Source organism: Massilia putida, from assembly GCF_001941825.1.
GTDB classification, from domain to species: domain Bacteria; phylum Pseudomonadota; class Gammaproteobacteria; order Burkholderiales; family Burkholderiaceae_D; genus Telluria; species Telluria putida.
In genome coordinates this window covers 2,241,495-2,254,322 of sequence record NZ_CP019038.1, presented here as the reverse complement: position 1 = coordinate 2,254,322, position 12,828 = coordinate 2,241,495, and the positions used below count along the sequence as shown (strand labels likewise).

12 protein-coding genes are annotated in these 12,828 nt (G+C 69.8%); 3 read left to right on the top strand and 9 right to left on the bottom strand.

Features of this window, described 5'->3' with window-relative positions; translation table 11 throughout:
- Positions 1-12 precede the first annotated feature (12 nt).
- Positions 13-384: a hypothetical protein gene (locus BVG12_RS12325; RefSeq protein ID WP_075792638.1), complete on the top strand. Its 372-nt coding sequence runs from the start codon at positions 13-15 to the stop codon at positions 382-384.
- A gap of 157 nt (positions 385-541) precedes the next feature.
- Here the strand turns inward: BVG12_RS12325 and BVG12_RS35655 are convergent, their stop codons facing one another.
- Genes BVG12_RS35655 through BVG12_RS12305 form a run of 4 tightly spaced genes read right to left on the bottom strand, consistent with a single transcriptional unit; the run spans position 542 to position 5,411 of the window.
- Positions 542-2,518, bottom strand: coding sequence for a PepSY domain-containing protein (locus tag BVG12_RS35655; RefSeq protein WP_083684961.1), 1,977 nt, complete (start codon positions 2,516-2,518; stop codon positions 542-544).
- Between the two features lie 5 nt (positions 2,519-2,523).
- Positions 2,524-3,108, bottom strand: a complete 585-nt coding sequence (locus BVG12_RS12315) for a hypothetical protein (RefSeq protein ID WP_075792636.1) — start codon at positions 3,106-3,108, stop codon at positions 2,524-2,526.
- Between the two features lie 13 nt (positions 3,109-3,121).
- Positions 3,122-3,823 (bottom strand): HupE/UreJ family protein, encoded by a 702-nt coding sequence (locus BVG12_RS12310; protein WP_075792635.1) that lies wholly within the window; start codon positions 3,821-3,823, stop codon positions 3,122-3,124.
- A gap of 22 nt (positions 3,824-3,845) precedes the next feature.
- The gene (locus tag BVG12_RS12305) at positions 3,846-5,411 is read right to left on the bottom strand and encodes an ABC transporter substrate-binding protein (RefSeq protein ID WP_075792634.1); all 1,566 of its coding nucleotides are present in this window, start codon (positions 5,409-5,411) and stop codon (positions 3,846-3,848) included.
- A gap of 326 nt (positions 5,412-5,737) precedes the next feature.
- Here BVG12_RS12305 and BVG12_RS12300 point away from each other — a divergent pair, with 326 nt between their 5' ends.
- Together BVG12_RS12300 and BVG12_RS12295 are read left to right on the top strand one after the other, a co-directional pair.
- Positions 5,738-6,952 carry an acetyltransferase domain-containing protein gene (locus BVG12_RS12300; protein WP_083684955.1) on the top strand — a complete coding sequence of 405 codons (1,215 nt, stop codon included), beginning with the start codon at positions 5,738-5,740 and terminating at the stop codon, positions 6,950-6,952.
- Positions 6,934-7,680 carry a hypothetical protein gene (locus BVG12_RS12295; protein ID WP_156895620.1) on the top strand — a complete coding sequence of 249 codons (747 nt, stop codon included), beginning with the start codon at positions 6,934-6,936 and terminating at the stop codon, positions 7,678-7,680. Before BVG12_RS12300 ends, BVG12_RS12295 begins: the two co-directional genes overlap by 19 nt.
- A gap of 81 nt (positions 7,681-7,761) precedes the next feature.
- Here the strand turns inward: BVG12_RS12295 and BVG12_RS12290 are convergent, their stop codons facing one another.
- The 5 genes from BVG12_RS12290 to BVG12_RS12270 form a co-directional block, all read right to left on the bottom strand.
- A complete protein-coding gene (locus tag BVG12_RS12290) occupies positions 7,762-8,133 on the bottom strand; it encodes a cupin domain-containing protein (protein WP_075792632.1) in 372 nt (123 codons plus the stop codon).
- Between the two features lie 27 nt (positions 8,134-8,160).
- Positions 8,161-9,123: a M14 family metallopeptidase gene (locus BVG12_RS12285; RefSeq protein WP_075792631.1), complete on the bottom strand. Its 963-nt coding sequence runs from the start codon at positions 9,121-9,123 to the stop codon at positions 8,161-8,163.
- On the bottom strand, positions 9,120-10,601 hold the full coding sequence (locus BVG12_RS12280; protein WP_075792630.1) for an NAD-dependent succinate-semialdehyde dehydrogenase: 1,482 nt from the start codon (positions 10,599-10,601) through the stop codon (positions 9,120-9,122). The genes BVG12_RS12285 and BVG12_RS12280 overlap by 4 nt, the downstream gene beginning before the upstream one ends.
- 164 nt (positions 10,602-10,765) lie before the next feature.
- Positions 10,766-11,266: an Lrp/AsnC family transcriptional regulator gene (locus tag BVG12_RS12275; protein ID WP_075792629.1), complete on the bottom strand. Its 501-nt coding sequence runs from the start codon at positions 11,264-11,266 to the stop codon at positions 10,766-10,768.
- Positions 11,267-11,370: 104 nt separating this feature from the next.
- On the bottom strand, positions 11,371-12,750 hold the full coding sequence (locus BVG12_RS12270; protein ID WP_075792628.1) for an aspartate aminotransferase family protein: 1,380 nt from the start codon (positions 12,748-12,750) through the stop codon (positions 11,371-11,373).
- Positions 12,751-12,828 lie beyond the last annotated feature (78 nt).

The window sequence follows — 12,828 nt, the reverse complement described above, 5'->3', positions numbered from 1 at the left end:
GGAGACACCATCGTGAAACGATCCATATCCTTCCCGCTGGCGGCCGCCGCGCTGGTCCTGTCGACCGCCCACGGCCACGGCACCCCCACGCCGAACCACGGCGGCATCGTGCAGGCAGTGGGCGAGACCTGGCTCGAGCTGGTGCCCTGCAGCGGCAAGATCGAGCTGTACGTCGAGGACGACGGCGACCCGATGCCGAGCGCCGGCGTGACCGGCCACCTGAGCGTCCAGAACGGCGCCGCCAAGGCCGACTATCCGCTCAAGCCGGCCGGCGGCAACAAGCTCGAGGCGGTCGGCGCGCAGGCCGCCAAGGGCGCCAGGGTGACGGCCGTGCTGATCCTGGCCGACAAGACCAAGGTGCCGGCGACGTTCGTCGTCCACTGAGCGTTCGCGCCGAGGCAGCAAGAAGGGAAGGCCGCGGCTTTCCTTTTTTGTAGGGCGGGCACCCTGTGCCACGCGTGACGTTCGCATTATGCCGGCGTAACGCGTGGGCATGTTTCATTCGGGTCTCCGCCCCGAATGACCACCCTATGCACGGGCGTTACAGGTCCAAGGTCAGCGACGGGCCGCGCGCGCGCGAGCAGCACGGCGCCATGCAGTCGTTGCGTGCGCGCCGTGTGTCGTCGAGGAACAGGTCGCGGTGCTCGGGTTCGCCGTCCAGCACGCCCGTCAGGCAGGTGCCGCACAGGCCCTGGCGGCAGGCGCTGGGCACGTGGATGCCGTGCCGGGCCAGCGCGTCCAGGGCGCTCGTGTCGGCCGGCACGTGGACGACCGCGCCGCTGCTGGCGATGCGGATGTCGAACGGCCGCGCGGGCGCCGCTTGCGCCGCTTGCGCGAAATGCTCGCGGTGGATCCGCGACGGATCCCACCCGTGCGCCAGCGCGCAGTCGCGCACCGCGTCCATGAAACCGGCCGGGCCGCAGACATACAGGTGGGTGCGCGCGTCCGCGCCGGCCAGCACGGACGGCAGGTCGAGCCGCCGTCCTCCGGCCGCTTCGCCGTAGTGGAAGTGCACCCGCCCGGCGTAGGGCGCGCGCATCAGCCGTTGCGCGAACGCGGCGCGGCGCGGCGTGCGCACGCAGTAGTGCAGTTCGAACTCGGCGCCCGCACGCGCGAGCGTGTCGGCCATGCAGATGATGGGCGTGATGCCGATGCCGCCGGCGAACAGCAGCGTGCGCGCGGCGCCGCCGGCGAGGGCGAAATGGTTCTTCGGCGCGCCGATCTCGATCCGGTCGCCGGTACGGACAATCTCGTGCAGCGCCCGGGAGCCGCCGCGCGACGGCGCGGCCTTCAGCACCGCGATGCGGTAGCGGCGCCGGTCGCGCGGGTCGCCGCACAGCGAATATTGGCGCACCAGGCCGTCCGGCAGGTGCACGTCGATGTGCGCGCCGGCGCGGAAAGCGGGCAGGCGCCCGCCGTCCGCGGCCGCCAGCTCGAACACGCACACATCCTCGGCCTCGATGCGCTTGTCGGCCACGACGGCCTGCAGGCGCACGGGATGCCGGCGCCGGCCGCGCAGCCAGGCGGCCGTGCCGGTCCAGGCCAGCAGCGGCACGGCCAGGGCACCCAGCGCGAGCAGCAGCTGCCCGGCCACGCCGCCGATCCAGCCGTAGTGCAGGGCGGCGGCGAACAGGTACGCGCGATGCGCCGCCGGGTTCCTCCCGTACGGGACGAATCCGGCCGGACGGGCGCCGTCGGGGTCGACGCGCACGTAGCTCAGGGCGTTCGCGTGCGGCGCGTCGGCGCCGACCATCGCGAAGGTGACCGGCATGTCCGGCGCGGCGGGCATGCGGACCTGGACCCGGCGCGGATGCGGCACGAGGGCCTGCGCCTGCTCCCACATCCGCTGCAGCGAGACGCGCGGCGCGCCCCTGGCGCCGGCATGGGGCCACGCCGGCGGCGGCGGACTGTCGCCCCAGTGGAATGCCTGGGGCAGGCCGGTGAGGGCGGAAGTCAGCAGCACCGGCAGCGCGTACAGGGCGGCCGTGCGGTGCAGGCCGCGCCAGCGGGCCTGGCCGCGCAGGCCGGACGGCGCGCGCAAAGCCGCCTTCAGCGTACGCCGGGTGGGGCGCCACAACACCGCGCCGGCGCCGCCCATCGCGACGAGGAACAGCAGCGCGAACGTGCCCGCCACCCCTTCCTGCGCGGGCAGGAAGCCGAAGATGTGGATCCGGGCGATCGTCCCGAACGTGCCGCCGTAGACCGCCTGGCTGCCGAGGACGCGGCCGCTGCACGGATCGACGTCGATCCAGCGGCCGTCGTCGAAGCGGACGCGCCAGGCGGCGCCGGGCGTGGCCGACAGGCGCAGGAAGCGGAGCGGACCGGCGGCGGGACTCGCGCCACGCGCGCGCGCGACGAGCGTGTCGAGCGCCAGCGGCGCGGCGCATGCGGCCGTCCCCGGCGCCGCGTCGGGCGGGGGGCGCAGCGCCAGGACCGACCCGGTCAGCGCCACCATCACGAAGGCCGGGCCGGCCGCGAGTCCGGTCCAGCGATGCAGGCGCTTGAGGACGGGACGCATCGGGCTCAGGCCGCCGGCTCGGGGCGGAACAGCTTGTCGTGGAAGCCGCTGACCAGCACGCGGATCGTCACCGGCGTCTTGCCCTTGTTGCGCCAGAACCAGCCGTGGATGCCGTCGAACGGCGCGGTGAACGTGCCGCGTCCGGCTTCCTGCCGGGCCACCTTCCAGTAGGTGCTGAACTCGCGCGGGCCCGCGTTGAACGGCTCGCCGTGCATGTCCGCCTTGACGGGCCCCCCTTCGGAGGCCCAGCTGAACGTGAACTGCTCGCCCTTGCGGATCGCGGCCTTGACCTCGGCGCCCTCGCCGGGCTGCAGGGTGATGCTCATGTCGTCGGTGCGGAACGCGTGCTCGGTCTGCGTCACCGTCGCACCGGTGGCGGTGGCCGGTGCCGGCGCCACTTCCGCGGCCTGGCGCGCGGCGCCGTTCAATTGCGTGAGGCCGAGAGCCTTGCCGATGCCGCTCGGGTCGATGCCGTATTCGGCCGGCAGCACGGCGCCGACGAGGATCGCGCCGGCCACCGCGAGCGCGACCGCGGTGGCCTTGCCCAGCTGCGGCAGGGTGGGCAGGACAGTGGTGTCGTAGGTAGTCATGATGTCTTCCTGGTCAGGTGACGGCAAAGCCGGTGAGTTGGTAACCCATGAGGACGAATCCCGCGATCATCAGCACGACGTTCGCATTGAAGGCCTGGCGGCCGAAGGCGGCGCTGCGGCGCCAGTAGCCCATCGCGATCAGGATCGCGGACAGGGCGAGCATCTGGCCGATCTCCACGCCGACGTTGAACGACAGGATGTTCGGCACCAGCCCGTCCTGCGACAGCGCCAGTTCCTGCAGCTTGGTGGCCAGCCCGAAACCGTGGAACAGGCCGAACACCAGTACCGCGGCCTTGGTGTTGGGCTGGAACCCGAGCAGGCGCCGCAGCGCCCCCATGTTGTCGAGCGCCTTGTAGACCACCGAAAAGCCGATGATGGCGTCGATGACGTAGGGGTTCACGCGGGTCTCGCTCAGCACCCCGCTCAGCAGCGTGATGCTGTGCCCGAGCGCGAACAACGTCACGTAGGCGCCCACGTCCTTCAGCCGGTACAGGAAGAAGATCACGCCGAACAGGAACAGCAGGTGGTCGTAGCCGGTGACCATGTGCTTGGCGCCCAGGTAGATGAACGGCACGATGTGGGCGCCGCTGCTTTGTTCGAAATACGCCTTGTCGTCGGCGGCGACGCCGTGCGCGCAGGCGGCCGCCGCGGCGAGGGCGAGCAGGAACGGCACCAGCAGGCGCCCGCTGCGAAGAGGAGGGAAGGAGGCTGGCATGAGGTTCTCCGGCGTGGATGGATCAGGCGGCGAGCCACGCGTGGTCGCCGAACGCATAGCCCATGAATGCGCCGAGCGGATGCGGCGCGATGCCCCTGACCCGGCTGCTGCAGGCCTCGAGGTTGGTGATGAACACCGGGATGGCGACGCCGCACTTGTCGTGCACGAGCACCTGCATGTCGGCATACATCTGCTTGCGCCGTTCGCTGTCGGTCTCGCCCCGCGCCTGCACCAGCAGCTGGTCGAACTGCGGGCATTGCCAGCCCGATTCGTTCCACGGGCCGTTCGACTGGAAGAACTGGGTGAACAGCATGTCGGCGCTCGCACGGGGATTGATGTTGCCGAAGCCGATCGGCGACTTCATCCAATGGTTCGACCAGTAGCCATCGGCGGAGACGCGCTTGATGACCAGCTTCAGGCCCGCCTCGCGCGCGGACTGCTGCATCAGCATGGCCATGTCGACGGAGCCGGTGGCCGCGGGCGAGGCCACGACCGGCACCGTGGTCCCGAGCATGCCCGCCTTGCGCAGGTGGTAGCGGGCGCGCTCGGGGTCATGCGGCCGTTGCGGCAGCCCGGCGAAATAGAAGCGGTGGTTGGGCGCCAGCGGCTGGTCGTTGCCGATGACGGCATAGCCGCGGAACACGGCGCGCCGGATCTGCTCGCGGTCGATCAGGTATTTCATCGCCAGCGTGAAGTCGGGATGGCGGCCGGCGCCCACGGTCTGGCGCACGATCAGGTCGGTGTACAGGCCGGACTGCGCTTCGAGCAGGTTGAACCCGGGTGCGGCGCGCACGCGCTTCGTGCTGCGCGGATTGAGTTCGTTGATCCAGTCGACGTCCCCGGAGAGCAGGGCGTTCAGGCGTGCCGGCTCGTCGGGGATGCCGAACAGGACCACTTCGTCGAGATAGGGCAGGCCGTTGCGCCAGTAGCCGGGATTGCGCACCGCGAGCGTGCGCACGCCGGGCCGGAATTCCTGGCAACGGAACGGACCGGTGCCGATGGCGGTGTCGAAGCGGGTGGTGCCGTCCTGGACGATCGCGAAGGGCGCGGTGGCCAGCAGTACGGGCAGGTCGGCGTTGGCGCTCTTCAGGCGCAGTTCCACGTCCAGCGGGCCGGTTGCGCGCACCGTGTCGAACTGCTCGGCGAGCGCCTTGGCCTTGGAGCCGGAACGGGGATCGTTGTGGCGGTTCAGGGAATACACGACGTCCGCCGCGTCGAGCGGCTTCCCGTCGTGGAACAGCACGTCCTTGCGCAGCCTGATGTGCCACACGGTCGCGTCGTCGGTCGCGCATTCCTCGGCCAGCGCCGGCTGCGGCACCAGCCGGGCGTCGAGCGACGTCAGGCAGCTGTAGAACAGATGCGTGCGCACATAGTCGGTCGACAGCGCGCCCTTGACCGGATCGAGGGTGTCCGCCGTCGAGCTGGACTGGGTCGCCACCGTCAGGCGTCCGCCCCGGCGCGGCACGTCGGGTTGCGCCAGGGCGCCCGGCGCGAGGAGTCCGCCGCCGGCGGCGATGCCGCCCGCGAGCAAGGCCCGCAGCAGCTCGCGGCGCGTGGCGGAATGAGGCAGGGAAGGTACGTCGGTCATCGGTTCCGTCCTATCGCTATGCCAGCACGGGCGGCTGGCTTGGTCTCCATGCATTACAACATATCCGTCCAGCGGAATTGTCTTGTTTGGGACCGTCCGGGAAACAGAAAGAGTGGTTTTGTGCGCTCCGCGCGACATAGCTTGCCGGCCGCGCCGGGGCGCTGCGGGCGCCGTACGAAATGCTGTCCTGCGCCCATCTTCGCTGCCCCGGCGCTGCCGCGCGGCGGGAACAAAGCACAAAATCCGGAATCGTCTCCTTACAATGGTTTCGTCGCGCCAACCGGCGCACGACAGCTTCATCGACAACTCGAATCCAAGGCAGACAGATGGACCAGACCAACTCGTATAACGCCGCCGCCTGGACCGGCCCGATGGCGTCGCCCGCCGCGCAGGCCGGTGTGCAACCCGCGCGTTCGCGCATTGCCGTGATCGACGTCCTGCGCGGACTCGTCATGCTCATCATGCTGTTCGACCACGTGCGCGAGACGCTCTATCTGCACATGCAGGTGAGCGACCCGATGGACGTCGCCGCCACCGATCCGGCGCTGTTCTTCACGCGCCTCGCCGCGCACTTCTGCGCGCCCGTGTTCGTGTTCCTCACGGGGCTGTCGGCATGGCTGTACGCGCACCCAGCCTCGGGACCGCGTCCGGCGACCGGCTTCCTCGTCAAGCGCGGCTTGCTGCTCGTGTTCCTGGAACTGGTGTTCGTCAACTTCGCCTGGGCCGGCGCCTTTCCGCCGTCCACGCTTTACCTGCAGGTGATCTGGGTGATCGGCCTGGCCATGATCGTGCTGGGGCTCGTGCACAAGCTGCCCACGGCCCTGCTGGGCGCGGTCGGCCTCGCGATCATCTTCGGCCACAATGCGCTCGCCTGGATGTCGTTCGCACCGGGCACCATCGCGTACGACGTCTGGACGATCCTCCTGCACCGCGGCTACCTGGTCGCCGACGGCGCGGTCAAGCTGAAGGTCACGTATCCGCTGCTGCCCTGGATCGGGGTGATCCTGGCGGGTTACGCGGCCGGACCGGTGTACGCGGCCACGATGGCGCCGGACCGCCGCCGCCGCATCCTGGTCGCGGCGGGCGTCGGCGCGTTGCTGCTGCTGGCGCTGCTGCGCGGCTTTAACATCTACGGCGAGGCATTGCCGTGGACCGTGCAGGACAGCGCCGTGCGCACCGTGATGTCGTTCGTGAACTACACCAAATATCCGCCGTCGCTCGACTTCCTGCTGATGACGCTGGGGACCGGCGCGCTGGTGCTGGCCGCGCTGGAACCGCGCGACAACTGGTTCACGCGCGCCTGCGCCACGTTCGGCGGCGCGCCCATGTTCTACTACCTGCTGCACCTGTACGTGCTGCTGGCGCTGCAGCACGTGCTGGTGGCGCTGTTCGGCGCCAACCACGGGGTGCGCTACGGCGTCGACCACATATGGCCGATCTGGATCGTGGCGCTGGCGCTGATGCCGGTGCTGTACGTACCGTGCCGCGCCTTCGCACGGTACAAGCGCACGTCGAAGCGGGCATGGGTCAGGTACTTCTGAGGGAACCGGTGCGGCGCGCGCTGCCGGCGCTGGTGCTCGCGGCGGCGCACGCATCCTGCGCCGCCACCGAGGACACCGATACGCCGGGTGCCGGCAACTGGGAAATCAACCTGGTCGTGAGCGGCGAGCACACGGCGTCCAGCCGCAGCTACGCGGTCCCGGCCAGCGACATCAATTACGGCTGGGGTGAGCGCACGCAGCTGGCGCTGGCGGTGCCGCGCGTGATGCTGCGCGAGCCGGGCATGGACGCGCGCGCGCGCTTCGCGTCGGCGACGGTCGGCGCCAAGTGGCGCTTCTTCGACGATGCGTCGTCCGGCATCGCATTGGCACTGTTCCCGACCTATGCCTGGAACCTGTCCGGCAGCGCCGTGCGCGACGGCCTGGCCGATCCCGGCCGCAGCGTCGCGGTGCCGCTGCTGGCAGGGGTCCGCAGGGGCGACAACGCGCTGTTCGTGCAGGGCGGACGCCGGTTCGTGCAATACGGCCCCGACGAATGGCTGGCCGGCCTGAAGTTGACGCGCCAATGCCGGCCGGACCTCGAGTGCCGCGTCGAACTCGACGCCACGCGCGCCGACGGGGAGCGCGGCCGCACGCTCGCCAGCGCCGGATTCAAGTGGCGCCTGGCCGATCAGCTGATTCTTCAAGGCAGTGTCGGGCGCGACCTCGGCACGCTCGGTACGGACGGGCGCCGGCTCGTCTTCATGTTCGGGGTTCAGCTGCTGCGCTGACCCCGGCGCGTCCGGTTCGTTTTGGGATCGGGGCGGCGCTCCGGCCGGAGCGCCTGGCGCGAAGGGGCCGGCGCAACGGCCTTATTCCCGGCGTTCGGTGACGACCCAGAACTTGCTGGCCGGCCGGACGATCTCGAAGATGCCCGTGAAGCCCGGCGGGATCACGCCCGTGTCGCCGGGACCGTAGGCGACGGTGCCGCTGCCGTCCGGATGCGAGATGGCGACCTCGCCGCTGAGGATGTGGAAGAACTCGTGCTTGCCGGCGGCCAGGGCGATGCGGTACGCCCCTGCCTCGGCCTGCCAGGTGCCGGCGCGCACGCCGTGCACGTCATTGGCGAAATATTCCCGGGTGACGCGGCGCGGATTGCCCTTGATGCGCTTGTCGGGGTCGACGAACTGCTCGCTGACGGCCGGTTCGATGGCGGCGAAACGGAGCATGGCTGGATGGGTCATGGAAGTCCTTTCGGTTCAGGAAAACTATCAATCGACGAGGCGGCCGAAGCGCACCACGGTGACGCCGGCGCGCACCTGGCGCAGCGACGGCATCACGAGCACGCAGTCGGGATAGGGCGTGCGCACCGGCTCGCCCTCGTTCCAGCCGATCACGGTGCCGGCCTCGGGAAAGTGTTCGAGGCCGGTGTACGGGCCGGCGAAGCGGAAGTCGGCGCTGCGTGCGACCACGGGCTCGGTGACGCGGATCAGGCGCGGCACGGCGGCAGCGGGCGCCAGCCAGCCGTCCGGCAGGTCGCCGCGGTCGACGTTTCCGGCCAGTTCGAGGAAGCGCGCGCAGGCGTCGCGCGCCACGCCGACGGCGCTCGCCTCCCAGTGCTGGCCGCATTCGATCAGCAGCGCGTTCTTCGGACTGCCGGGCGCGCCGAACCCGCCGTAGTCGCGCATGCGGCGGCCTTCGGGATGTCCGGCGTCGCTGACGATGTCGGCCGGCGCGCCCAGCGCGCGCGCCAGGGCGATGCCCTTGTCGAGCGGTCCGCACACGGTCAACGGCGCGCTGCGCTCGTGCATGGAATGCAGGTCGAGCAGCCAGTCGACGCCGTCGACGACCGGACGCATGGCGCGCGCGCGCCGCAGTTCGCTCGAGTCGCGGCCCGGGGCGTCCAGCACGTCCGGCATCCACACACGGTTGAAGTCCTGGTCGACGAAACGCGACGCGTCCGGGCGCGCCGGATCGAAGCGCACGTAGGCCTCGACGTTGGCGAACGCCAGCGTGAGGCGGCCGCGGCGCGGGCGCAGGCCGGCATCGAGCAAGCCCTTCACCGCGATCGCGCCGCACACCTCGTTGCCGTGGGTGAGGGCATTGATCATCGTGTGCCGGCCCGGCACGCCGCTGTCGAAGGTGTACACGTAGGGAATGCCCGTGTTGCCCGCGGCGTACGGGGACAGGTCGGGGAACCGGAGTTCGATCGGATAACGCTCCGGCGCGTTCATCGCAGGCCTCCCATGCACAGGTACTTGGTGTGCATGTAGTCGTCCAGGCCGTAGCGCGAACCTTCGCGCCCGTAGCCGGATTCCTTGACGCCGCCGAACGGCGCGGCCTCCGCCGCCAGCGCGCCTTCGTTGATGCCGACGATGCCGCTGTCGAGCCGCTCGGCCACGCGCCAGACGCGCGCCAGGTCGCTGGCGTAGAAGTACGAGGCCAGCCCGTACGGGGTGTCGTTGGCGAGCGCCACGACCTCGTCCTCGCCGTCGAACGGGAACAGCGCGATCACGGGGCCGAAGGTTTCCTCGTGCGCGAGGCGCATGTCCGGGCAGGCGTCGCCGATCACGGTCGGCGCGAAGAACGTGGTGCCGGCGACGCCCGCAAGGCGCAGCCGTTCGCCGCCGGTCAGCACGGTCCCGCCATGGGCGAGCGCATCGCCCACGTGCTGGACGATCTTCTCGATGGCGCGGGCATTGATCATCGGCCCCACCTGGGCTTCCGGATCGGTGGCCGGTCCGACCTTCAGCGCCGCCACGCGCGCCGTCAGCCTGGCGGCGAAGAGATCGTAGACGCTGCGTTGCACGTACACCCGGTTGGGGCTGACGCAGGTCTGGCCGCCGTTGCGGAACTTGGCCGCCATCAGTCCGTCGACGGCGGCATCGATGTCGGCGTCCTCGAACACGATGAACGGCGCATTGCCGCCCAGTTCCAGCGACAGCTTCTTGAGCGTGTCGGCGGCGCCGCGCGCCAGCATCTTGCCGACGGCGGTCGACCCGGTGAACGTGACCTTGCGCACCCGGCCATCGTCCATCCATGCCTGGACGACGGCCGGGGTCTGCGCGCGCGAGGCGGTGACGAGGTTGATCACGCCGTCCGGAATGCCGGCTTCCGCGGCCAGCCGCACGAGCGCCAGCGCGGTCAGCGGCGTGTCCTCGGCAGGCTTGGCCACCACGGTGCAGCCGGCGGCCAGGGCGGGGGCGATCTTACGGGCGATCATCGCCAGCGGAAAATTCCATGGCGTGACGGCGGCGACGATGCCGACCGGTTCCTTCACCACCATCAGCTTCTTGCCGCGCACCGGCTCGGGGATCATGTCGCCGTACGCGCGCACGGCTTCCTCGGCGAACCATTCGACGTACGACGCGCCGTAGGCGACCTCGCCGCGCGCCTCGGCCAGGGGCTTGCCCTGTTCGCTGGAGATCAGGCGCGCCAGGTCGTCGGCGTTGGCCTGGATCAGCGCGTGCCAGCGCTTGAGCAGTTGGGCGCGTTCGCGCGCGCTGCGTGCGCGCCATGCGCCGAACGCGGCCGCGGCGGCATCGGCGGCGTCGCGCGCGTCGGCCGGACCGCTGTCCGGAACGTGCGCGAACACCGTCCCGCTGGCCGGATCGACGACGTCGTAGTGCGCGGCTGCCGCGGCGCTCTGCCAGCGGCCGGCGATGAAGTTTTCCGAACACAGGAGTTCGGATCGGATCAGTTGGAGGGGCATCGGGTCGCCTGTGGATGAGTTGATCGGAGCGGCCGTGGCATGCTCACGGCCTGCGGATCATGGTATCCAGGCAGGTCAGCCGATGGGGCGCGTTGCGGTGGCGCCGCCGCGGCGGAAATTGCGAATTGCGCGCGCTGGCGGCATTTTATGCCGCGCGCAGCAGGTCAGGCCGGCTGGTGGTTGAACAGCTTTTCGACCGGGTAGTGGCCCTTCGTGAAGGGCGACTTGATGACGATGTAGCTGAAGTATTTTTCGATGCCGATGTGGGCGTCGAGCAGGCCTTCGATGATGGTCTGGTAGTGCACGACGCCGGTCGTGACGAATTTCATCAGGTAGTCGAAACCGCCGCTGACCAGGTGGCATTCGACGATCTCGTCGACCTTGCGGGTCGCCGATTCGAACTTGATGAAGTCTTCACGACGGTGGTCCGACAGGGTCACCTGCGTGAAGACGAGCTGGACGTTGCCGATCTTTTCCAGCTCGACGTGGGCGCCGTAACCCGTCACGTAGCCGCCCTTTTCCAGCCGCTTCACCCGGATCAGGCAAGGGCTCGGCGACAGGCCGACGGCGTCGGCCAGGTCGACGTTGGCGATTCTGCCGTTCTGTTGGAGGTGCGCCAGGATCCGGATGTCGATCCGGTCGAGCTTCAGGGAACCATCAAGCATGTGACCTCTCTGCCGGCCGCGCGGCATGGATGCAACGTTGTTCTTCCGGTCAAATTGTAGCCCATGTTTTCTGGGATGCAAATCGCATTTTCATGTTCGGAAACTCAGCCCAGCGCGGCCCGGACCTCGCTCTGGGCGAGTACCTCGTCCAGCGTGTTCTTGAGGCGCGCGAACAGCAGTTCGAATTCGTCCGCGGTGTAGCACAGCGCCGGCGCGAAGCCGAGGATGTTGTCGCCGAACGCGCGGAACACGAGGCGGTTGCGATAGGCCGCGGCGGCGATGCGCTCGCTCAGCTTGAGCGCCGCCGGGAACGTCGTTTTCGCATCCTTGTCGGCGACGAGTTCGAGCGCGCCGAGCAGGCCCCGGCTGCGCGCGTCGCCGACGAGCGGATGCTCGAGCAGCGCGCGCAGCCCGGCCGCGAAATGCGGCGCCTGCGCGACGCCGTTGGCGAGCAGTCCGCCCTCGTGGTACAGGCGCAACACCTCCAGGCCGATGGCCGCGCTGACGGGGTGCGCCGAATACGTTTGCCCATGCCCGACCGCGATTTCGGGACCGGCGGCATCGGCGATGGCCTCGAAGATGGCGCTGGAAAACAGCAGGGCGCCCATGGGCGCGTAGCCGGCCGTGAGTCCCTTGGCGACGGTCATCAGGTCGGGCTCGACGCCTTCGGCCGCGCAGGCGAACAGCGGTCCGGTGCGGCCGAAGCCGGTGATCACTTCGTCCACCGCGAACAGGATGTCCAGTTCGCGGCAGGCGTCGGCCATCGCCTTGAGCCAGCCGTACGGCGGCACGATGACGCCGCCCGATCCCTGGATCGGTTCGCAGAAGAAGGCCGCCACGTTGTCCGCGCCGAGTTCCGCGACCTTGGCGCGCAGGGACGCGACCGATGCGGCGATGACGGCCTGGTCGTCGCCGCCGGCCGGATTGCGGTAGGGGTAGGGCGATGGAATGTGGTGGTGGTTCGCGCGCGGCAGGTCGAAGTGGCGGTGGAAGACCGTCAGCGCCGTCAGCCCCGCGCCGGTGGTCGACGAGCCGTGGTAGCCGCGTTCGAGCGCGATGAACTGCTTCTTGGCCGGCTTGCCCAGCGCGTTGAAATAATAGGTGATGTAGCGGATCGCCGCATCGACGGCGTCCGAGCCGCCCTGCGTGAAGTAGACGTGGCGCAGCGACGGCGGCGCCAGTTCCACCAGGCGCGCGGCGAGGCGGATCGCGGGTTCGCTGCCGAAGCTGAAATAGCCGGTGGCATAGGGCAGGCGGCGCATCTGTTCGGCCGCGGCCTCCACGATGCTGTCGTGGCCGTAACCCGTGTTCACGCACCACAGGCCGGAGAATGCGTCGAGCAGTTCATGGCCGTCGGCGTCCGTGAGATAAGCCCCCTTGCCGGCGGCCAGGATGGTCACGCCGCGCTGCTGGTGCGCGTGAAAATTGGTGACGGGATGGATCAGGTGTTGGCGGTCGAGTTCGACGAGCGAGGAGGTGGTCATTTGGCGTGGATCCTTTCGATGGACTGCATCCATGATAGGACCGGCTTGCGAGCGGTAGCTTGCATAAAGCCGCCGTGG